The following is a 20,325-nucleotide window of genomic DNA, read 5'->3' on the forward strand; positions in this document are numbered from 1 at the left end:
GCTCCTCAGCTCAAACGCAGGCGGCTGGCGCCGACCAGCCAGCTATAGATCAGATAAAGCACGATGGTCGCCAACAGCAGCAAACCGCCCAATGCCGTGGCCATGCCCCAGTTGATGCTGGTATTGGTGTAGAAAGCGACAAAGTAGCTGACCATCTGGTCGTTCGGGCTGCCCAGCAATGCCGGGGTGATGTAGTAACCAATCGCCAGAATGAACACCAACAGACAACCCGCGCCGATCCCGGCATAAGTCTGCGGGAAGTACACCCGCCAGAAACTGGCAAACGGATTGCAGCCCAGTGAAATCGCCGCTCGCATATAAGTCGGCGAGATGCCTTTCATGACGCTGTAAATCGGCAAAATCATGAACGGCAGCATGATGTGCACCATCGAGATGTAAACGCCCACCCGATTGAATACCAGCTCCAGCGGCTTATCGATGATGCCCATGGCCATTAACGCGCCATTGATTAGCCCGCTGGATTGCAACAACACAATCCACGCCGCGACCCGAACCAGAATGGACGTCCAGAACGGCAGCAACACGAGAATCATCAGCAGGTTGCTTTGTCGCGCTGGAAGATTGGCCAACAGATAGGCGAGCGGATAAGCCAGGACCAGACAGATCAGGGTAATCACAAACCCCATCCAGAAGGTGCGCGCAAAAATATCCAGGTAGATCGCTTGATCAGGGGTCGCAGGTGCGACTTCACCAAGATCATCGATCCGGTGGTCAACTGCGGCCAGCAAATAATAGGGGGTGACGTTGCTGGTATTGCGACGGATCACCTGCCAATAGGCCGGATCTCCCCACCGCTCATCCAGTCCTTCGAGTGCATCTTTATAAGAGGCTGGTTCTTCTTTGAACGGCAGCGCACGTGCGGTGCTCGTCAGGAGGCTGCGATAACCGGCCAGCTCCATGTTCAGACGCTTGGACAGATCACCAAGGGTTGAATTTTTGCGGGTTTCCGCCAGGTCCATACTCAGCGCCTTGTAAACAGGCTCCGAGGGCAAGCCCTTACCGTCCCATTTGGCAACTTCGATCACGGTAGTCGGTAGAGCATTAACCACTTCCGGGTTGCCGACGCTCTTGTAGAGCAACGCCACAATCGGTACCAGAAATACCAGCAACAGGAAGATCACCAACGGCGCGATCAATGCCTGGGCCTTCCAGCGGTTAACCCGCTCGGCACGAGCCAGACGTTGCTTCAAGGTAGGGCTGGCGCCTTCAGTCAGGGGCACGGCGATGGCCATAGCGAACTCCGAAATCTTTGAACGAAGGGCGCATTCCCTACTCTAGGGAACGCGCCCGGATCTAACTCAACCAGATGCGCTTACTTGGCAGCCCAAGAGTTAAAGCGCTGCTCCAGCTGCTCACCGTTGTCATTCCAGAACGCCACGTCGATCTGCACCTGATCCTTGATGTTCTCAGGGGTAGTCGGCATGTTCTGCAGGGTTTCAGCGCTCAACAGTTTGACGGCGTCGGTGTTTGCCGGACCGTAAGCGATGTTTTCCGAGAAGGTCTTCTGCTGCTCAGGCTGAAGGCTGTAAGCGATGAACTTCTTCGCCGCCTCGGCATTTTTTGAACCCTTTGGAATGGCCCATGCGTCGAAGTCGTAAACGCCGCCGGTCCATACCACTTTGAGTTTGCTTTCTTTGGCGACCGCGGCGATGCGACCGTTGTAGGCAGAGCTCATGACCACGTCACCCGATTGCAGGAACTGCGGCGGCTGTGCGCCCGCTTCCCACCACTGAATGCTCGGCTTGAGTTTGTCGAGCATCTTGAAGGCGCGGTCCTGACCGTCTTTGCTGGCCAAGACTTTGTAGACGTCTTTTGGCGCAACACCATCAGCCATCAATGCGAATTCCAGGGTGTACTTGGCGCCTTTACGCAGGCCACGCTTGCCCGGGAATTTTTCGGTGTTCCAGAAATCAGCCCAGCCGGTTGGAGCCGAAGCCAGTTTGTCGGCGTTGTAAGCCAGCACGGTAGACCAGACGAAGAAGCCTGCACCGCAATGAGAAATGGCGCCCGGCACGTACTTGGACTTGTCGCCAAACAAGGCCGGATCGAGCTCTTCGAACATGTCTTCGTCGCAGCCGCGGGCCAGCTCAGGCGATTCAACTTCTACGAGGTCCCAGTTAACGCTTTTGGTGTCGACCATGGCTTTGACTTTGGCCATTTCGCCGTTGTACTCGCCAGCGATGATCTTACCGTTGCCCGCCTTTTCCCACGGGGCGTAGAAGGCTTTTTCCTGGGCTGCCTTGTTGGCACCACCAAACGAAATCACGGTCAGGTCAGTGGCGGCCATGGCTTGCGCAGCGCACATCATGCCCAGCGTAATTGCGGTGAGTTTCAAAGATTTGAGCATTTGGTTGTTTTCTCCACGAGCAGTGTTGGTATATGCGTTGTGGGCGATGAATTCGCCTCTGGCTGATGCCTTTTTATTGATAGATCAATGCACGTGCTGCAAGGGATCGAGTGCGCGAACGTGCTCGATTTGCCATCCAATTGGCACAACATCGCCAACACTCAACGCCGGATCCAGCTCGGCGATGGGTTGTTTGACGAAGAAGTCGGTTTTGCCTGCCACCTCTAGGCGCACACGAACGTGGTCGCCCAAATACACAAATTCTGCGACGCGACCGGAGAAACGGTTCACGCAGCTCTCGCTGTTGCCATTCAAACTGATGCGTTCCGGGCGAATCGACAATGTCACGGCGTCGCCGACCTGGCCGACATTGACGGCCAGCGCCTCGACTTTTTCGCCACGTTCCAGCTCAACCACACAACGCTCGCCGTTGTGGCTGAAAAGCTTGCCGTTGAGGCGATTGTTTTCGCCGATGAAGTTGGCAACGAAAGTATTTTTCGGCTCTTCATAAAGATTGCGCGGTGGTGCGATTTGCTGGATTTCGCCTTGGTGAAAAACGGCCACGCGGTCGGACATGGTCAGCGCTTCGCCTTGGTCGTGAGTCACGTAGACCACGGTCACGCCCAGACGCTGGTGCAAATGCTTGATTTCCATCTGCATGTGCTCACGCAGTTGCTTGTCCAGCGCGCCCAGCGGTTCATCCATCAGCACCAGTTGCGGTTCGAAGACCAGTGCGCGAGCCAATGCCACGCGCTGCTGCTGACCGCCGGACAGTTGGGCCGGATAGCGATGAGCGAACGTGCCGAGCTGAACCATGTCCAGTGCACGTTTGACCTTTTCAGTGACATCGGTCTTGCTCATGCCACGCACAGTCAGCGGGAAAGCCAGGTTCTCAGCGACGGTCATGTGCGGGAACAGCGCGTAGTTCTGGAACACCATGCCGATATCGCGCTTGTGCGGCGGCACGTTGTTGATGGCGCGACCCGCCAACAGGATTTCACCGGCCGTTGGTGTTTCGAAACCGGCCAGCATCATCAGGCTGGTGGTCTTGCCGGAGCCGGACGGGCCTAGCAAGGTCAGGAACTCGCCTTTGCGAATATCCAGGTTAAGGTCTTTGACGATAAGGGCTTCGCCGTCGTAGCTCTTCTGCACACCACGGAAGCTGACCAGAACATCATTAGCCCCAGCGCTTGATTCGACGTTGCTCATTACCCACACCTTTGTTTTGTCTGCGTGAGAGCAAGCCTAGTTTAGGCCGCAGGCCGCGCAAATCGGGGGGTAGGAGAGATTGGGGTAGGGATTGCCCTACAGAGATGGCGGGGATAGGTATGTGCAGCTTAAGTTTTTTTGTTGTCTGGGATGACGCTATCGCGAGCAAGCTCACTCCTACAAGGGATCGCGGCCTCCTGTAGGAGTGAGCTTGCTCGCGATGGCTACTTTTCAGGCGACAAAGATGTCGTTTTCAGATCACAACAACTTATGCTCCATCGCATATTTCACAAGATCAGCCAGAGAATGGAGATTCATCTTTTGCATCAGCCGCGCTTTATGCGTGCTGATGGTTTTGCTGCTCAGGTTCAATTGCTGGGCAATATCGTTAACGTTCGCCCCCTGCGCCAGTCGCTCGAATACCGAGAACTCGCGCTCCGACAGCTGTGAATGCAACGGGCGGTTATCGGTCAGCCCCACTTCGAAAACCATCCGGTCTGCCAGGTCCGGGTCAATGTACCGACCGCCAGACGCCACTCTCCGAATCGCGGTCAACAACAACGCCGGGTCGCTGTCTTTGGTGGCATACCCGGCAGCACCGACCTTTAATGCCCTCGCTGCCATCTGCGCTTCATCATGCATCGACAGAACGAGGATCGCGGGTGGATTGCTCAACGCACGGATACGGGGAATCGCCTCCAGACCATTGACGCCCGGCATCGAAATGTCCAGTAGCACCACCTCACACTCCACCTGGCGCAGGGTTTCCAGCAACTGCTCGCCATTGCTGGCCTCACCCACCACGAGCAAGTCCTTGGCCAGGCCAATCAGTTGCTTGATGCCCTCACGCACAATGGTGTGATCTTCGGCTACCAGTACACGAATCACTTCTGTTGCTCCTGCCCGACTTGATACAGCGGAATGTACGCCCGCAAGGTTGTGCCCTCACCTGACTCGCTGTCCAGTTCCAATCTGCCACCGAGCATCAATACCCGTTCACGCATACCGACCAGGCCAAACGAAACAACCTTGCCCTGCGGTTGGACAAAGCCCACGCCGTCATCGGCAATGGTCAGACACATCACACCCTCATCAAGAGTAAGACTCACCTCAACGGTATGCGCCTGGGCGTGACGCATGACATTGGTCAACGCCTCCTGAAGTATGCGGAACATGCCGATCGCCCGCGCATCGCTCAACGCAGGCAGATTATCCGGCACGTCCACCAGGCACGGTATCTGAGTGCGCGCTTCAAAGCGTTGCGCCTGCCATTCGATGGCGGAGGCGATACCGGCATCGAGGATCGGCGGGCGAAGCGCGGTGGCCACATCGCGCACCAACTGGAACAGCTGCGATATCAGGCGTTTCATGCTGTTGAGCCGATCGCGCAAGCCTGGATCAAGATCGGCATAGGCCAACTCACACATGGAGGTTTCCAGCTTCAGCACCGTCAACATCTGTCCCAGCTCGTCATGAACCTCGCGGGCGATACGCGCCTTCTCCTCCTCACGCACGCTTTCGAGGTGTGCGGACAGCTCGCGCAATTGCTCATGGTAACGACGCCGCTCGGTGACGTCGGTGAGGAACACCACCAGATACTCGGACGCCTCGAAGCGTAGAAAACTCAGAGAAACGTCGGCGGGCAGAATACTGCCGTCGGCGCGCACGCAATTGGTTTCGAATGTCTGGGCGATGCCCTCGCGGGAGCGAGCACTTTTCCACAAGCCTAACCAGCGATCCATGTGCAGGGTGGGCTCGAAATCAATCAACGGCCGGTCCACCACACCGCCCGACGCATAGCCCAGCATGGCTTCTGCCGCATGGTTGGCGTAGCGCACCCGACTGTCCCAGTTGACCCAGAGAATGCCTACCGTGCTTTGATCAATGGAAAACTGGGCCAACCTCAACGCTTCTTCGCCCGCCTCGCGCCGGGCCAGGTCTTCGCGAGCCACTAATACATCGCGCTCCAGCGACTGCTGCTGGCGCCGCTGCCAGATCACGATGGCGAAACTGGCCAGTAGCAATACCAGAAGCAAAAGGCAGATGTTCTGCCAGAAGCCCGGTGACTCGCTGGCTTTGACCGCGTTAAGCGGCAACCAGCGCGCATGTAGCTGGTCAAGTTCCTTGGCGGGAATGGCGTGCAGGGCAACACTGATAATTTCCGCCAACTGCGGCACATCCCGTCGGGAGGCAACACGCAGCAGTTGGGGATAACCGATATCGCCGACAATACTCAGCCCGGCAAACTCCGGTTCCCGGGACAACCGGCTGAGCTGCGCCTCATCCAGCACGGCATAGCGTGCCTGCTGGCTGAGCAACAATTGCAGCGCTTGTCGATCCAGTGGCACGCCTTGCAAATTGATGTGTGGATAAGTACTGCGCAGGTAGTCGGCAGTCACGCTGGGCATGCGAATCACCACACGCGTGCGGCTGTCGAGTTTCTCGAGATCCACGACGCCAGAACCATCGCGCTCACCCACCACCAGTTGCGAAACCCGCATGTAGGGGTCGGAAAACAGCCAGAGCCGCAACCCTGCCGGGGTTTGCGTCAAGCCCGGGGCGATATCCACCATACCCTGTGCCAGCGCCTCTTCGAGAGCGGCCTGATCAGGGAAGTTGCGCCATAGCAATTCGGTTTGCAGGCTCTTCGCAAGTAAATTCATCAGGTCAACGTTGGCACCGGAAAGCTGCTGCTGACGACGATCCAGCTGTGCATAAGGCGCTTGCATGACCAGGCCAACACGCAAGGGCCCACGCTGCGCAAGCCACGCTCGCTGCTCGGTCGACAGCGGTGTCCACACGGCAGGTTCCGAGTCAGCGCGGGCCGTAGTATTGAAACTCATCAAGAGCAAGGCCAGACAGCCGATAACTCCAGTGCGCTGCAGAACCATCATAAAGGCCGTTCCCATGTGTTCGATGTAGCCCCTTGAATTGATGCGCCGCTCAAGCATGAGCCTGACAAATCTTTACCAACCCATTAGGCTGCCGGGATAGTTTCTGGCCTGGAATATCCAATGTCCTACACATTTCGCGCAACGCTTCCTTCGCTCTGTCTGGCGCTGATACTACCCTGCGCGTTACCTGTTCTGGCGGCTGATCCTGCCCCTGCAAAAGACCCGGCAACCGAACCCGCCGTCGAACGCGCACCATTGCTACCCCGCACCCAGGAAGACGCGCTGGCCCTGGAGGGGCGCTTGCCGGTTGCTGATCAGCAGCAATTGCAGGCTGGCGAAGACAACTTTCTCGCACTCTGGAAACCTGCAAACACTGACGACCCTAAAGGCGCGGTGATCATTATTCCGGGAGCCGACGAATCAGCCGATTCGCCAGACACAGTAGGCCCCCTGCGTCGCAAGTTTCCAGATATTGGGTGGGCCAGCCTGAGCCTGACCATGCCCGACCAACTCGCTGATTACAGCCAGGCCAGAGAAGCAGAGGCGCCAGCCGAAGCAGGTAACGCTGAAAAGCCTAAAGATGCCGCTCCCAGCGACGCCGATAAAACCGCAGCAGCAGAAAAGCAGGCCGCAGCAGAAACCGCGCGCGCTGCCGCAACCGAAGAGCAAGCCAAGGCCCAGGCTGAACGCATTTTTGCTCGAATCGAAAGCGGCATCAGCTTCGCACAACAGAACAAGGCTCGCAGCATTGTCCTGCTCGGTCACGGCAACGGCGCCTATTGGGCCGCGCGGTACCTGAGCGAGCGCCCGGCACCGTTGGTGCAAAAATTCGCCATGGTCACAGCGCGGGAACCGCAAGACGCAAAACCGCTGCTCACCGAACTGATACCGGGCCTCAAGGTGAAAACCTCTGACTTTATCTATAAAGACGCGACCCAACGAGCAGCGGTTGAACGCCTGCAAGTCAGCAAGCGCACAAAAGGACCGGGTTATAGCCAGATTCCCCTGACCGCAATTCCGGGTAACTTCGCCGCCGAACAGGAACAGATGTTCCGCAGAGTTCGCGGGTGGGTTGAGGCCCAGTGATCATCTGACTGATAACGTCGTGGGACCGGCCGGGCGGCGTTCCGCTTTAGCCGGGAAGGCTGCATGCCTGACGATAGAGATTTGCTGGGTGTACCGACCTCTTCCCGGCTAAAGCCGGCCCACGAGATGAACTTCAGTCTCGATCAAAACCCGCGCCGCGCCTTGATCACCTTATAGGCGTTATGCAAATCCTGGGTGCGGTCCGTTGCGTCGCGCACCTGCAACTGGCTCGCGCCTGAACCGGCCACCTTGTCCGGATGGTGCCGACTGAGCAGACGGCGATAAGCTCGCTTCACATGCGCCGGTTCGGTATCGGTCTGCACCCCCAGTAACTTCAACGCTGCCTGATAATCGCTACTGTCGTTAGCCAGCGGCTTTCGGGGAACCTCATGCTCAGCGGCTAAAGACGCGACTCTGGTTGCAGACCAGCCGAGCCACTTGCCCCACCAGACGATTAGCTCTCGCTCGCCACGTGAAGGGCTACCGTTGGCCCATGCCATGCGCCAGCAAGCACGCAACAACCCCTCAGCCGTATGGGGCTGGGACGCGAGCCGACGCAGGTAACCGCGAAGATTATCCCCCCCATCCTTGCCCCGATTGAAGGCTGCGATAGCCCGACGCTGAGCAGAGTCCCCCATGCCCATACGTTGCATTTCAGCTCGCGCCTGCTGGATATGTTGCTCTACAACCCGCCCGTCCTTTTTCGCAAGCCGCCCCAGCAATACGAACAACAGCTCATCCTCACGCAGCGCCACGGGACCACCCATGCGCTCACGCAGATGCGCCCAGCTTTGCAGCGCCAGACGCCGATCCAATGCCTGTCCCAACAGCGCACCCAGCAAGGCCCCGGGAATACTGGCAATGGCAAACCCAGCTCCGGCACCCAGCAATGTGGTCGGCCAGAGCATTCAGCGACCCGCCGCGAGCAATTGCTCAACTGCCGCGAGGCGCTCGTGGGTCCCTACATCAACCCAGCGCCCCGCGAAATGCTCACCTGTTACCTGTCCCTGATCCATTGCCGCACGCAATAAAGGCGCAAGCTTGAAAGCGCCGTCCTGGCAGCCCGCGAATAACCGTGGATGCAGAATGGCGATACCACTGTAGGTGAGCCGGGTGCCCGCATCGTGGTCGACGCGAACCTGCCCGTCGACCAACGAAAAGTCACCTTCGGGGTGATGCGCCGGGTTGTCGATCAGCACGAGATGAGCCAGACCGGCTAAAGGTACGCGCAGCGCTCTGAAGTCGTAATCGGTCCAGATATCACCATTGACGACGACAAAAGGTTGATCACTCAGCAGCGGCAAAGCACGAAAAATACCGCCGCCAGTCTCTAGAGGTTCACCCTCGGGAGAATACGTAATGCGTAGCCCCAGACGCTCACCGTCGCCCAGATAGTCTTCGATCTGTTGCCCGAGCCAGGCGTGATTGATCACCACGTCATGGAACCCTGAGTCATGCAAGGCACGCAGATGGTACTCAATTAGCGGCACGCCGCCTGCACGAACCAGTGGCTTGGGTGTATGCAGGGTCAACGGGCGCATACGTTCGCCTTTTCCTGCTGCGAGAATCATCGCTTTCATGCCAGCCTCGTCAACACAATCAATGACCTTGTTTTAGTAATGACCTTCATATCCGGAAGCGATTCAAACCGACCCGCCCGCCGGTTGCTGCAAGCTGCTCAGTAAATCGGCCAGTTCAGCCAACTCCGGACGCCGTGCCAACACCGTCTCGATATAGGCGAAAAAGCGTGGGACATCGGCCAGGTAACGGGGTTTGCCGTCACGGTGGCAAATACGGGCGAATATTCCGATGACTTTCAAGTGCCGTTGCACCCCCATCAGATCACTGGCTCGCATAAATGTGTGGAAATCATCCTGCACGGGGATACCCAGATCACGCGCCTTATCCCAATAGTTTTTCAGCCAGCCATGCACTCGCGGCTCAGGCCAACTCAGGAAGGCGTCCTTGAACAAGCACGTCACGTCGTAAGTAACCGGTCCGTACACTGCATCCTGAAAGTCCAGCACCCCAGGATTAGGTTCGCTTTGCATCAAATTGCGAGGCATGAAGTCGCGGTGTACCAACACCTTCGGCTGTGCCAGCGCACTCTCGATCAACAAATCACTGGCCCGCTGCCATTTTGCCAGTTGCTGGTGATCCATCTCGATACCCAAGTGCTTGCGCACATACCACTCGGGGAACAGCTCCAGCTCGCGACGCAGCAAAGCGACATCGTAGCTTGGCAACGGTGCATCCATTGGCAATTGCTGATAAGCCAGCAGCGCATCGATCGCATCGGCAAACAATGCATCGGCGTTCTGTTCGTCAATTACGTCGAGATAGGTTTTTCGCCCCAGATCGTTCAGCAGCAAAAAGCCCTGAGCAAGATCTTCAGCATAAATTTCAGGAACATTAATCCCTGACTTTCTTAACAAATGAGCGATATCTACGAACGGTTTGCAGTTTTCCTGGGGAGGTGGAGCGTCCATCACAATAAAAGTTTGCTCACCACCCTCCCAACGGAAATAACGTCGAAAACTGGCATCACTACTGGCCGCAGTCAACGTGGCCGGGGGTATCGCGCCCCAACCTTGCGCAGAGAAAAGCGCTGGAAGCTGCTCATCGAGCCAAGTTTTCAGGTGTTGCAGGCGTACATCTTGATCTGGCATTGCAAGGGTCTCCGACGGCGCTAGCCGTCAAGCGGGTCATGCTTTATTATCCGACATCTTTTTCAGCCCATCGAGAGGCGTGCGGCCCCCCCGCGGGCAGATGGCGCGCAGGAAGCCCGGATTAATAAGATGGCATTGAAATCCCCCGCGTTTCGTAAAAAATTTCCGTTGCTCGTAACCGGCAGTTTGCTGGCGATGCAACCTCTTGCCACCCAGTTCGCGGTCGCAGCGGAACAGTATGACTGTTCAGTGTCTGCTGCGGGCGCCTGGAATTGTGCGCCGAAGACCAATGCGGTCGAGCTGCCTCCACGTCCAGTGCATAGCACTACGTCGGTCAGCTCCAACGGCACGGTCACCTCGGACAGTAGCTCAACCAGCGAACCAGCCGTGGCCAAGACCCAGTTGGTGACCGAAGCCAAAGGACGCGGTCTCAAATCGCGTAGTGCTGACTACAGCCACCTGGACTGGGTTCCTCGCGAAAGCCTGACACCGGCACAACTGGCGGAAACCGGACCTTACTGTTCCGGGGCCTACGTCGAGCCGATACGTCCTGGCATGGATGACAAGACGCCAATGAAAGATGCGCCGATGTTTATCGGTGCCAAGGCCTCGCGTTATCAGCAAGAAGAACAGATTGCTTCGCTGGCCGGTGACGTCGTCATGCGCCAGGGCAGCATGCAGGTCCAGGCCCAGGAGGCCAACCTGTACCAGGCAGAAAACCGCGGCGAGTTGAGCGGCGACGTGCGTATGCGCGACAACGGTGCTCTTATCGTGGGTGACCGTGCCGAGTTGCAACTCGATACCGGTGAAGCCCAGATCGACAACGCCGAGTACGTGCTGCACAAGTCGAACGTGCGCGGTAACGCGCTGTACGCCAAGCGTGCCGAGAACGCGATCATTCGCCTCAAGGACGGTACGTACACGACGTGCGAACCAAGCAGCAACGCCTGGACGATTAAAGGCAACAACATCACGCTGAACCCGGCCACCGGCTTCGGTACCGCGACCAACGCCACCCTTCGGGTCAAAGACATACCGGTGTTCTACACCCCGTATATCTACTTCCCGATCGATGACCGTCGCCAGTCCGGTTTCCTGCCGCCATCCATTGGCACAAGCAGCGATACCGGCCTCATGCTGGTCACGCCGTACTACTTCAACCTGGCACCGAACTACGATGCCACGCTCTATCCTCGTTACATGTCCAAACGCGGCATGTTGATGGAAGGCGAATTCCGCTACCTGACCAAAACAAGCGAAGGTCAGTTCGGCGGCGCCTACCTGAATGACGATGATGATGATCGTAAGCTGCAAACGGATTACGAAGACACTCGCTGGATGATCAACTGGCAGCACAAGGGCGGACTGGATTCGCGCTGGCTGACCCAGGTTGACTACACCGACATCAGTGACCCGTATTATTTCCAGGATCTGGAAACCAGTCAGATTGGCGTGGAGTCACACGAGTTTCTGAACCAGCAGGGTTCCCTGACCTACCGTGGAGAGACCTTCACGGCACAACTGAACGCTCAGGCTTACAAGCTGGCGACCATTTCGGATATCACCCCTTACAACCGTCTGCCTCAGATCACCTTGAGCGGTTCTCTGCCATACCGCCCATCCGGCTTGCAGTTTGATTACGACGCTGAAGCCGTACGTTTTGACCGGGACCTTGAGACCGGTAATTTCGTCGACAAGGACGGAAATATCGAGCGTCGTCTGGACCAGAACGTTGCAGGTCTTGCGCGAGCCAATGGCGATCGGTTGAACCTTGCTCCAGCTGTCAGCCTGCCGATGAACTGGTCCTACGGTTACCTGACACCGAAACTGAAATACGTTTATACCCAGTACGATCTGGACCTGGACGGCAGAGGCAAGCAAACCTTGCTGGCTGGCGAAGAGTACAGCAGCAGCCAAAGCAGAAGCGTTCCGGTCTTCAGCGTGGACAGCGGCCTGTATTTTGATCGTCAAACCCAGTGGTTTGGCACGAATTACCGCCAGACCCTGGAGCCACGCCTGTTCTATCTGAATGTCCCGGAGAAAGACCAGACCGACATACCGGTTTTCGACACAGCTGAAACCACGTTCAATTACAACTCGCTGTTCCGCGATAACCGTTTTGTCGGTTCCGACCGCATCGGCGATGAGAACAAGTTGTCGTTGGGCGTGACCAATCGCTGGATTGAAGACGACGGTTTCGAGCGTCAACGCTTCAGCATCGGTCAGGCACTTTACTTCGAGGACCGTAAGGTTCAGCTTCCAGGCATCGACTGGAGAACGCGTGACGACGCGCAGGCCAACGTCTCGCCTTATGCGCTGGAGTACTTGTACCGCTTCAACCGCGACTGGCGCTTCAATTCGGACTTCAACTGGGATCCGGATAGCCACAGCACCCGTTCCGGCAGTGCCATGTTCCACTATCAGCCAGAAGACAACGTCAACAAAGTTGTCAACTTCGGCTACCGCTACCGCAATGACCTGGTCCGCTACGACCAGAGCACCGGTCGGTGGAGTGTCGGTGGTGGTGACTACGGCACACCTGGGCAACCGGGCTACGTGAAGGACTACTACAAAATCCAGCAGCACGACTTCTCGGTCATCTGGCCGATCGTGCCGCAATGGAACGCAATCAGCCGCTGGCAGTACGACTACAACCGCAATCGCACGATCGATGCGTTCGGTGGTTTCGAGTACGACAACTGCTGCTGGAAACTGCGTCTGATCAGCCGTTACTGGATCGACTATGACGAGTACAGCCAGGATGCCCCTCAGAATGAGAAAGGCGACCACGGCGTATTCCTACAAATTGTGTTGAAGGGACTTGGTGGCGTTACCGGCGCCAAAGTAGAGAGCTTCCTCGACAAAGGCATCGAAGGTTATCGTGAACGTGAAGACCAAGCTTTCTGATTGTCTGCGCCCGCTGTTGCTGGGCGCATTGTTCCTGGGGACTGCAGCGAATGCTGCAGTTCAACAACTGGACAGCGTGGCAGCCATCGTCGATAACGATGTGATCATGAAGAGCCAAGTGGACCAGCGTGTCCGTGAAGTTCAACAGACCATCGCCAAGCGCGGCTCGGGCGTACCACCCGCCGAGGCACTGCAGCCGCAGGTTCTGGAACGTCTGATTCTGGAAAACCTGCAACTGCAGATGGGTGATCGCTCCGGCATTCGCATCACTGACGAAGAGCTGAACCAGGCAATCGGCACCATTGCTGAACGCAACAACATGAGCGTGGAACAATTCCGCGCCGCGTTGGCCCATGACGGTCTTTCCTACAACGATGCTCGCGAGCAGGTTCGTCGGGAAATGATCATCAGCCGGGTGCGTCAACGCCGCGTGGCCGAGCGTATTCAGGTTTCGGAACAGGAAGTGAAAAACTTTCTCGCATCCGACCTTGGCAAGGCGCAGCTCTCTGAAGAGTTCCACCTGGCAAACATCCTGATCCCTACGCCTGACAGTGCATCGTCGGACCAGATTCAGGCTGCTGCCCGTAAAGCTCAGGACCTGTACAGCAAGCTCAAGCAAGGCGCCGATTTCGGTCAGGCAGCCATTGCCAACTCGGCAAGCGAAAGCGCCCTCGAAGGCGGCGACATGGGCTGGCGTAAAGCGGCTCAACTACCGCCTCCGTTCGGTGACATGCTGGGTTCAATGCCTGTTGGCGATGTAACGCCTCCAGCTCGCACCCCAGGTGGTTTCATCATCCTCAAATTGCTGGAAAAACGTGGCGGCCAAGGCCAGGCACAGATGCGCGACGAAGTTCACGTGCGTCATATCCTGATCAAGCCAAGCGAGATCCGCAGTGAAGAAGAGACCCGCCGTCTGGCGCAGAAAATTTACGACCGTATCGAGAGCGGTGATAACTTCGCCGATCTTGCGAAAAGCTTCTCGGAAGATCCGGGTTCGGCGCTCAACGGTGGTGATTTGAACTGGGTTGATCCTAACTCGCTGGTCCCCGAGTTCCGCCAGGTCATGAACGACACGCCGCAAGGCACGTTGTCCAAACCGTTCAAGACAGCCTATGGCTGGCATGTGCTGGAAGTGCTGGGCCGTCGTGCCACGGACGCAACCAACCAGGCTCGCGATCAGCAAGCGCTGACAGTTCTGCGTAACCGCAAGTATGACGAAGAGCTGCAAACCTGGCTGCGTCAGATCCGTGACGAAGCCTACGTTGAGATCAAACTCCCTGGCGCAGCCCAGGCTGCACAGTGAAACCCAAGCGTTTCGCACTGACACCCGGCGAGCCGGCCGGCATTGGTCCTGACCTTTGCCTGCTGCTCGCCACGCAGCTCCAGCCTCACCCCCTTATTGCCATTACCAGCCGCGACCTGCTTACCGAGCGGGCCGCGCAACTGGGCGTGGTTGTTGATCTCATCAGCGTGACACCAGAAGCTTTCCCGGACACCCCGGCGCCTGCTGGCAGCCTTTACGTCTGGGATACGCCACTGCAAGAGCCAGTGGTGGCCGGTCAACTGAACAAGGCCAACGGCGCATTCGTCCTGCAGACCCTCACCCGTGCCGGGCAAGGCTGCGTGGATGGCTATTTCGTCGGCATGATCACGGCCCCTGTGCACAAGGGCGTGATCAACGAAAGCGGTATCGCCTTTTCGGGCCACACCGAGTTTCTGGCTGAGCTGACCCAAACTGAACAAGTTGTGATGATGCTGGCAACGGGTGACTTGCGTGTAGCACTGGTCACCACACACCTACCGTTGCGCGATGTGGCCGACGCGATCACCCCCGAGCGCCTGGAACGCGTCACACGCATCCTGCACGCCGACCTGGTGAACAAGTTTGGCATCGCCCAGCCTCGCATTCTGGTGTGCGGGCTTAACCCTCATGCGGGTGAGAGCGGGCATCTGGGCCGCGAAGAGATCGACATCATAGAACCTGCTTTGGAGCGTCTGCGCAGCGAGGGCCTGGATCTACACGGGCCACTGCCAGCCGACACTCTGTTTACCCCCAAATATCTGAAGCACTGCGACGCAGTGCTGGCGATGTACCACGACCAAGGCTTGCCTGTACTCAAGTACAAAGGCTTCGGGGCTGCCGTCAACGTGACGCTGGGGCTGCCGATTATTCGGACCTCTGTCGACCACGGCACCGCGCTGGATCTTGCAGGCACCGGTAATGTCGACACTGGCAGCCTGCAAGTCGCCCTGGAAACCGCCTATCAGATGGCCGAGACCCATTCATGACCGAGCAATTCCAACACAAGGCGCGCAAGCGCTTCGGACAAAACTTCCTGCATGACGCAGGCGTGATCGACAAGATCCTGCGAGCCATCCACGCGCGCCCGCAAGAGCGTCTGCTCGAAATCGGGCCCGGCCAGGGAGCCTTGACCCAAGGCATACTCGGCAGCGGCGCTCAGTTGGATGTAGTCGAGCTGGACAAGGATCTGATTCCTATCCTGATGCATCAGTTTGGCAATAAGCCCAACTTCAACCTGCATCAGGGCGATGCACTGAAGTTTGACTTTACCAGCCTCAACGCCCCAGACAACAGCCTGCGGGTGGTCGGCAACCTGCCTTACAACATCTCCACGCCGTTGATTTTCCATCTGCTGAACAACGCCAATCTGATCCGCGATATGCACTTCATGTTGCAGAAGGAAGTGGTTGAGCGGATGGCGGCGGTTCCTGGTGGCGGTGATTACGGTCGCCTCTCGATCATGGTCCAATACCACTGCCGGGTTGAACACCTGTTCAACGTAGGTCCAGGCGCTTTCAACCCGCCACCGAAAGTCGACTCAGCGATCGTGCGTCTGGTGCCTCATGAAACCCTGCCACATCCAGCCAAGGATCATCGCCTGCTGGAGCGCGTGGTGCGTGAGGCGTTCAACCAGCGCCGCAAGACACTGCGCAACACGCTCAAACTACTGCTCAGCAGTGATGACATTACCGCCGCTGGCGTAGATGGCAGCTTGCGCCCCGAGCAGTTGGATCTGGCTGCGTTCGTTCGTCTCGCGGACAAGCTGAGCGAGAAATCAGCTCAGGCTTGAGCGTACAGGGCATGTAGATGATCGAAGACTGATTGGTCATTTATCGTTTACATGTCCTAGACTGATTCCACCGGCTTTCCGGTTCTATCCGCATTCGCTTCCAAGGCCTACCGCATGCCCGATTCCCGATACCAGGTCGACGTCAGCGTCGTCACACGTTTCCTGGCAGAGCAGTCCCAACCCGAACACAATCGCTTTGCCTTTGCCTACACGGTTACCGTCCACAACAGCGGCGAGTTGCCCGCAAAGCTGCTGTCCCGGCATTGGGTGATCACCGATGGTGACGGTCAAGTCGAAGAAGTTCGCGGTGAAGGGGTTGTGGGACAACAACCTCTCATCGATGCAGGGCAAAGCCACACCTACAGCAGTGGCACCGTCATGACCACCAAAGTGGGCAATATGCAGGGCACCTATCAAATGCTCGCCCAGGACGGCAAGCGCTTCGACGCAGTAATCGCGCCGTTTCGCCTGGCGGTACCCGGGTCCCTGCACTGATGCCGGTGTATGCCGTCGGCGACCTCCAAGGCTGCCTCGAACCGCTGCAATGCCTCCTGGAACATGTGAACTTCGACCCGGCCAGAGACCAGCTCTGGCTGGTGGGCGATCTGGTGAACCGCGGCCCTCAGTCCCTTGAAACGCTGCGTTTTCTCTACAGCATCCGCGATTCGGTCACTTGCGTATTGGGCAACCATGACCTGCATTTGCTCGCCGCCTCGCGCAATATGGAACGCCTGAAGAAAGGCGACACCCTGCGCGAGATCCTTGAGGCACCGGACCGCGACAACCTGTTGCAATGGGTTCGTCGACAAAAGCTGCTGCATTACGACGCTGGCCGCAACGTTGCCATGGTCCATGCAGGCATACCACCGCAATGGTCACTGAAAAAAGCGATCAAGTGCGCCGCAGAAGTAGAAACCGCCTTGCAGGACGACGGCTTGTATCAGTCTTATCTGGAAGGCATGTACGGCAACGAACCCAGCAAGTGGGACAGCGACCTGCAGGGCGTCACGCGGCTACGGGTGATCACCAACTACTTCACGCGCATGCGTTTCTGCACGAGCGAGGGCAAGCTGGACCTGAAGGGCAAGGAAGGTGTCGACACCGCCCTGCCCGGTTATCAGCCATGGTTCAAACATCCTGAGAGAAAAACCCGCGATGTGAAAATCATCTTCGGTCACTGGGCTGCGCTGGAGGGCCGCTGCGATGAACCAGACGTCTACGCGCTAGACACCGGCTGCGTATGGGGTTCGGCGATGACCATGCTCAACGTTGATACCTTTGAGCGGTATCTGTGCGACTGCGATGACCATGGCAATGCCGAATCAGGGGCGACCCGGACAATCCTGCATGACCCGGCAGGCGTGATCAGGCGTTAAACTCAGCACAATACAATGCAACTGTAGGAGCTGCCGAAGGCTGCGAAGGGTATATCTACTACGCCTTTATTTGCAGCCTTCGGCAGCTCCTACAGAATCAATCCCGGATAAATTCAAAGGAGCCAACCATGACCGAGTTCAAACGCATCCCGCCAGAACAGGCTCAAGCGCTGCGCGAGCAAGGCGCAGTGCTGGTAGATGTTCGTGATCCACAGACTTTCGCCAGCAACCACATTCCCGACTCCCAGCATCTGGATAACCACTCCATTGCCGATTTCATTCGCAATGCCGATCTGGATAAACCAGTAGTCGTAGTCTGCTACCACGGCAACTCTAGCCAGAGTGCAGCAGCCTATCTGGTGAACCAGGGTTTTTCCGACGTCTACAGCCTGGATGGCGGATTCGAGCTATGGCGCAGTACCTTTCCTGCTGAAACCGCTCAGAGCTGACAGAAAATATTTTTATTTCAGTTGATCCCGCGTCCTGCGCGGGTTCGCGTCCTAACTGACGGACGGTCAGGCAGTCTTTCTGTTCATCCCTTCTTTATCTTTCCGATTCCGAACTATCCTTAGCCTCAGGCCATCCGTAATCAGGGGAGAGCCGGTACACCGGCGCGCGGGTCATCGGTAGCTACTTTTATGGTGTTTGGGGGGTAAACGGCATCTGGATTCTCAGCTGCTGCCAACATCGACTGACGATCCGCCGCCGGCTCTACGTATCGAGCGAGGTGACGTCATGAGTATTTTTAGCCACTTCCAACAACGCTTTGAATCGACACGGCAGGAGGAGCTCTCCTTACAGGAGTATCTAGAGCTCTGTAAGCAGGATCGCAGCGCTTATGCGTCTGCGGCAGAAAGACTGTTGCTTGCTATTGGCGAGCCAGAGCTGGTTGATACCTCAACCAACTCCAGGCTATCGAGGATCTTTTCCAACAAGGTCATCCGCCGCTACCCAGCCTTTGCCGACTTCCATGGGATGGAAGAATGCATTGATCAGATCGTCTCGTACTTCCGCCATGCCGCTCAGGGCCTGGAAGAGAAGAAACAGATCCTTTACCTGCTCGGCCCGGTTGGTGGCGGTAAGTCATCGCTGGCTGAAAAACTCAAACAACTGATCGAAAAAGTCCCGTTTTACGCGATCAAGGGTTCGCCGGTTTTCGAGTCTCCGCTCGGTTTGTTCAATGCAACCGAAGACGGTGCAATTCTCGAAGAAGACTTCGGTATCCCGCGTCGTTATCTGAGCACCATCATGTCGCCTTGGGCGACCAAACGTCTGGCTGAGTTCGGGGGCGACATCAGCCAGTTCAAAGTAGTCAAACTCTATCCATCGATCCTTAACCAGATTGCTGTGGCCAAAACCGAGCCTGGCGACGAAAACAACCAGGACATTTCAGCACTGGTCGGTAAGGTCGATATCCGCAAACTTGAGGAGTACCCACAGAACGACGCCGACGCTTACAGCTATTCTGGCGCGCTGTGCCGGGCCAACCAGGGCCTGATGGAATTCGTCGAGATGTTCAAGGCACCTATCAAGGTGCTGCACCCATTGCTCACCGCCACCCAGGAAGGTAACTACAACAGTACCGAAGGCCTGGGCGCGATTCCCTTTACCGGTATTTTGCTGGCCCACTCCAACGAGTCGGAATGGCACAGCTTCCGTAACAACAAGAACAACGAAGCTTTCATCGACCGGATCTATATCGTCAAAGTGCCGTATTGCCTGCGCATCAGCGATGAGATCAAGATCTACGACAAACTGCTGTTCAACAGCTCTCTGTCCAAGGCCCATTGCGCGCCCGACACCCTGAAAATGCTGGCGCAGTTCACCACTCTCTCTCGCCTGAAAGAGCCGGAAAACTCCAACATCTATTCCAAGATGCGCGTCTATGACGGCGAAAACCTCAAGGATACCGATCCAAAGGCGAAGTCGATTCAGGAATACCGCGACAGCGCGGGCGTCGATGAAGGCATGAATGGTCTTTCGACACGTTTCGCGTTCAAGATTCTTTCCAAGGTGTTCAACTTCGATCCACACGAAATCGCCGCCAACCCGGTGCACTTGCTCTACGTGCTGGAACAGCAGATCGAACAGGAGCAGTTCCAGGCTGAAACCCGCGAGCGTTACCTGCGGTTCATCAAAGAGTACTTGGCGCCGCGCTACATCGAGTTCATTGGCAAGGAAATCCAGACCGCGTATCTGGAGTCCTACAGCGAATACGGGCAAAACATCTTCGACCGCTACGTGCTGTACGCAGACTTCTGGATTCAGGATCAGGAATACCGCGACCCGGAAACAGGAGAAATCCTCAACCGCGTAGCCTTGAATGAAGAACTGGAGAAGATCGAAAAACCTGCAGGCATCAGCAATCCGAAGGATTTCCGTAACGAGATCGTCAATTTCGTATTGCGTGCCCGCGCCAACAACAACGGCAAGAACCCGACCTGGCTCAGCTACGAGAAGCTGCGCGTGGTGATCGAGAAGAAAATGTTCTCCAACACCGAGGACCTGCTTCCTGTCATCAGCTTCAACGCAAAAGCCAGCAAAGAGGATCAACAGAAACACAACGACTTCGTTACCAGAATGGTCGAGCGGGGCTACACCGACAAACAGGTACGGCTTCTTTCCGAATGGTACCTACGGGTCCGCAAGTCGCAGTAAGGCAGCTGCAAGCGTCAAGCTACAAGCTGCAAGAACGAAGCACGTGACATCTGACATCCGGGTAAT

At 57.0% G+C, this 20,325-nt stretch carries 17 protein-coding genes; 9 read left to right on the forward strand and 8 right to left on the reverse strand.

Annotation, left to right across the window (positions count from 1 at the left end):
• Window positions 1–5: 5 nt before the first annotated feature.
• The 5 genes from ACYASS_RS25635 to ACYASS_RS25655 all read right to left on the reverse strand — a co-directional run bounded on the left by ACYASS_RS25635 (window position 6) and on the right by ACYASS_RS25655 (window position 6,471).
• Window positions 6–1,253, reverse strand: a complete 1,248-nt coding sequence (locus ACYASS_RS25635) for an ABC transporter permease (protein ID WP_463588162.1) — start codon at window positions 1,251–1,253, stop codon at window positions 6–8.
• Window positions 1,254–1,333: 80 nt separating this feature from the next.
• A complete protein-coding gene (locus tag ACYASS_RS25640) occupies window positions 1,334–2,368 on the reverse strand; it encodes an ABC transporter substrate-binding protein (protein ID WP_463588163.1) in 1,035 nt (344 codons plus the stop codon).
• A gap of 84 nt (window positions 2,369–2,452) precedes the next feature.
• Window positions 2,453–3,577, reverse strand: coding sequence for an ABC transporter ATP-binding protein (locus tag ACYASS_RS25645; protein WP_122666900.1), 1,125 nt, complete (start codon window positions 3,575–3,577; stop codon window positions 2,453–2,455).
• Between the two features lie 258 nt (window positions 3,578–3,835).
• On the reverse strand, window positions 3,836–4,465 hold the full coding sequence (locus ACYASS_RS25650; RefSeq protein WP_463588164.1) for a response regulator: 630 nt from the start codon (window positions 4,463–4,465) through the stop codon (window positions 3,836–3,838).
• Window positions 4,462–6,471, reverse strand: coding sequence for a PAS domain-containing sensor histidine kinase (locus ACYASS_RS25655; protein WP_463588165.1), 2,010 nt, complete (start codon window positions 6,469–6,471; stop codon window positions 4,462–4,464). The genes ACYASS_RS25650 and ACYASS_RS25655 overlap by 4 nt, the downstream gene beginning before the upstream one ends.
• Window positions 6,472–6,591: 120 nt before the next feature.
• Between ACYASS_RS25655 and ACYASS_RS25660 the strand changes: the two genes are divergently transcribed.
• Complete coding sequence (locus ACYASS_RS25660; protein ID WP_463588166.1) at window positions 6,592–7,557, forward strand: alpha/beta hydrolase family protein; 966 nt, start codon at window positions 6,592–6,594, stop codon at window positions 7,555–7,557.
• A 143-nt stretch (window positions 7,558–7,700) separates the two neighbouring features.
• Here ACYASS_RS25660 and ACYASS_RS25665 read toward each other — a convergent pair whose 3' ends face one another.
• The 3 genes from ACYASS_RS25665 to ACYASS_RS25675 form a co-directional block, all read right to left on the reverse strand.
• Window positions 7,701–8,465, reverse strand: a complete 765-nt coding sequence (locus ACYASS_RS25665) for a TerB family tellurite resistance protein (protein ID WP_463588167.1) — start codon at window positions 8,463–8,465, stop codon at window positions 7,701–7,703.
• Window positions 8,466–9,137: an N-acetylmuramate alpha-1-phosphate uridylyltransferase MurU gene (murU, locus tag ACYASS_RS25670; protein WP_463588168.1), complete on the reverse strand. Its 672-nt coding sequence runs from the start codon at window positions 9,135–9,137 to the stop codon at window positions 8,466–8,468.
• A gap of 63 nt (window positions 9,138–9,200) precedes the next feature.
• Window positions 9,201–10,226 (reverse strand): aminoglycoside phosphotransferase family protein, encoded by a 1,026-nt coding sequence (locus tag ACYASS_RS25675; protein WP_463588169.1) that lies wholly within the window; start codon window positions 10,224–10,226, stop codon window positions 9,201–9,203.
• 129 nt (window positions 10,227–10,355) lie between these two features.
• Here ACYASS_RS25675 and ACYASS_RS25680 point away from each other — a divergent pair, with 129 nt between their 5' ends.
• The 8 genes from ACYASS_RS25680 to ACYASS_RS25715 all read left to right on the forward strand — a co-directional run bounded on the left by ACYASS_RS25680 (window position 10,356) and on the right by ACYASS_RS25715 (window position 20,259).
• Entirely contained in the window at window positions 10,356–13,133 is a 2,778-nt protein-coding gene (locus ACYASS_RS25680; protein ID WP_463588170.1) for an LPS-assembly protein LptD, read from the forward strand.
• Window positions 13,114–14,436, forward strand: coding sequence for a peptidylprolyl isomerase SurA (gene surA, locus ACYASS_RS25685; RefSeq protein WP_162873895.1), 1,323 nt, complete (start codon window positions 13,114–13,116; stop codon window positions 14,434–14,436). Before ACYASS_RS25680 ends, surA begins: the two co-directional genes overlap by 20 nt.
• A complete protein-coding gene (gene pdxA, locus ACYASS_RS25690; protein ID WP_463588171.1) occupies window positions 14,433–15,422 on the forward strand; it encodes a 4-hydroxythreonine-4-phosphate dehydrogenase PdxA in 990 nt (329 codons plus the stop codon). Before surA ends, pdxA begins: the two co-directional genes overlap by 4 nt.
• Window positions 15,419–16,225 (forward strand): 16S rRNA (adenine(1518)-N(6)/adenine(1519)-N(6))-dimethyltransferase RsmA, encoded by an 807-nt coding sequence (gene rsmA / locus ACYASS_RS25695; protein WP_463588172.1) that lies wholly within the window; start codon window positions 15,419–15,421, stop codon window positions 16,223–16,225. The genes pdxA and rsmA overlap by 4 nt, the downstream gene beginning before the upstream one ends.
• A gap of 114 nt (window positions 16,226–16,339) precedes the next feature.
• Window positions 16,340–16,720, forward strand: a complete 381-nt coding sequence (gene apaG, locus ACYASS_RS25700) for a Co2+/Mg2+ efflux protein ApaG (protein ID WP_463588173.1) — start codon at window positions 16,340–16,342, stop codon at window positions 16,718–16,720.
• The gene (locus tag ACYASS_RS25705; RefSeq protein ID WP_463588174.1) at window positions 16,720–17,601 is read left to right on the forward strand and encodes a symmetrical bis(5'-nucleosyl)-tetraphosphatase; all 882 of its coding nucleotides are present in this window, start codon (window positions 16,720–16,722) and stop codon (window positions 17,599–17,601) included. Before apaG ends, ACYASS_RS25705 begins: the two co-directional genes overlap by 1 nt.
• Before the next feature lie 128 nt (window positions 17,602–17,729).
• Window positions 17,730–18,050, forward strand: coding sequence for a thiosulfate sulfurtransferase GlpE (gene glpE / locus ACYASS_RS25710; RefSeq protein ID WP_122666913.1), 321 nt, complete (start codon window positions 17,730–17,732; stop codon window positions 18,048–18,050).
• A 286-nt stretch (window positions 18,051–18,336) separates the two neighbouring features.
• Entirely contained in the window at window positions 18,337–20,259 is a 1,923-nt protein-coding gene (locus ACYASS_RS25715) for a PrkA family serine protein kinase (protein WP_122666914.1), read from the forward strand.
• Window positions 20,260–20,325: the final 66 nt, after the last annotated feature.

This window comes from Pseudomonas sp. HP_14, from assembly GCF_055283875.1.

Excerpts from the sequence above, each read along its gene's own strand:
- ACYASS_RS25635 (WP_463588162.1), bottom strand. The coding sequence starts at position 1,253 with ATGGCCATCGCCGTGCCCCTGACTGAAGGCGCCAGCCCTACCTTGAAG.
- ACYASS_RS25640 (WP_463588163.1), bottom strand. The coding sequence starts at position 2,368 with ATGCTCAAATCTTTGAAACTCACCGCAATTACGCTGGGCATGATGTGC.
- ACYASS_RS25645 (WP_122666900.1), bottom strand. The coding sequence starts at position 3,577 with ATGAGCAACGTCGAATCAAGCGCTGGGGCTAATGATGTTCTGGTCAGC.
- ACYASS_RS25655 (WP_463588165.1), bottom strand. The coding sequence starts at position 6,471 with ATGATGGTTCTGCAGCGCACTGGAGTTATCGGCTGTCTGGCCTTGCTC.
- ACYASS_RS25660 (WP_463588166.1), top strand. The coding sequence starts at position 6,592 with ATGTCCTACACATTTCGCGCAACGCTTCCTTCGCTCTGTCTGGCGCTG.
- ACYASS_RS25665 (WP_463588167.1), bottom strand. The coding sequence starts at position 8,465 with ATGCTCTGGCCGACCACATTGCTGGGTGCCGGAGCTGGGTTTGCCATT.
- murU (WP_463588168.1), bottom strand. The coding sequence starts at position 9,137 with ATGAAAGCGATGATTCTCGCAGCAGGAAAAGGCGAACGTATGCGCCCG.
- ACYASS_RS25675 (WP_463588169.1), bottom strand. The coding sequence starts at position 10,226 with ATGCCAGATCAAGATGTACGCCTGCAACACCTGAAAACTTGGCTCGAT.
- ACYASS_RS25680 (WP_463588170.1), top strand. The coding sequence starts at position 10,356 with ATGGCATTGAAATCCCCCGCGTTTCGTAAAAAATTTCCGTTGCTCGTA.
- rsmA (WP_463588172.1), top strand. The coding sequence starts at position 15,419 with ATGACCGAGCAATTCCAACACAAGGCGCGCAAGCGCTTCGGACAAAAC.
- apaG (WP_463588173.1), top strand. The coding sequence starts at position 16,340 with ATGCCCGATTCCCGATACCAGGTCGACGTCAGCGTCGTCACACGTTTC.
- ACYASS_RS25705 (WP_463588174.1), top strand. The coding sequence starts at position 16,720 with ATGCCGGTGTATGCCGTCGGCGACCTCCAAGGCTGCCTCGAACCGCTG.
- glpE (WP_122666913.1), top strand. The coding sequence starts at position 17,730 with ATGACCGAGTTCAAACGCATCCCGCCAGAACAGGCTCAAGCGCTGCGC.
- ACYASS_RS25715 (WP_122666914.1), top strand. The coding sequence starts at position 18,337 with ATGAGTATTTTTAGCCACTTCCAACAACGCTTTGAATCGACACGGCAG.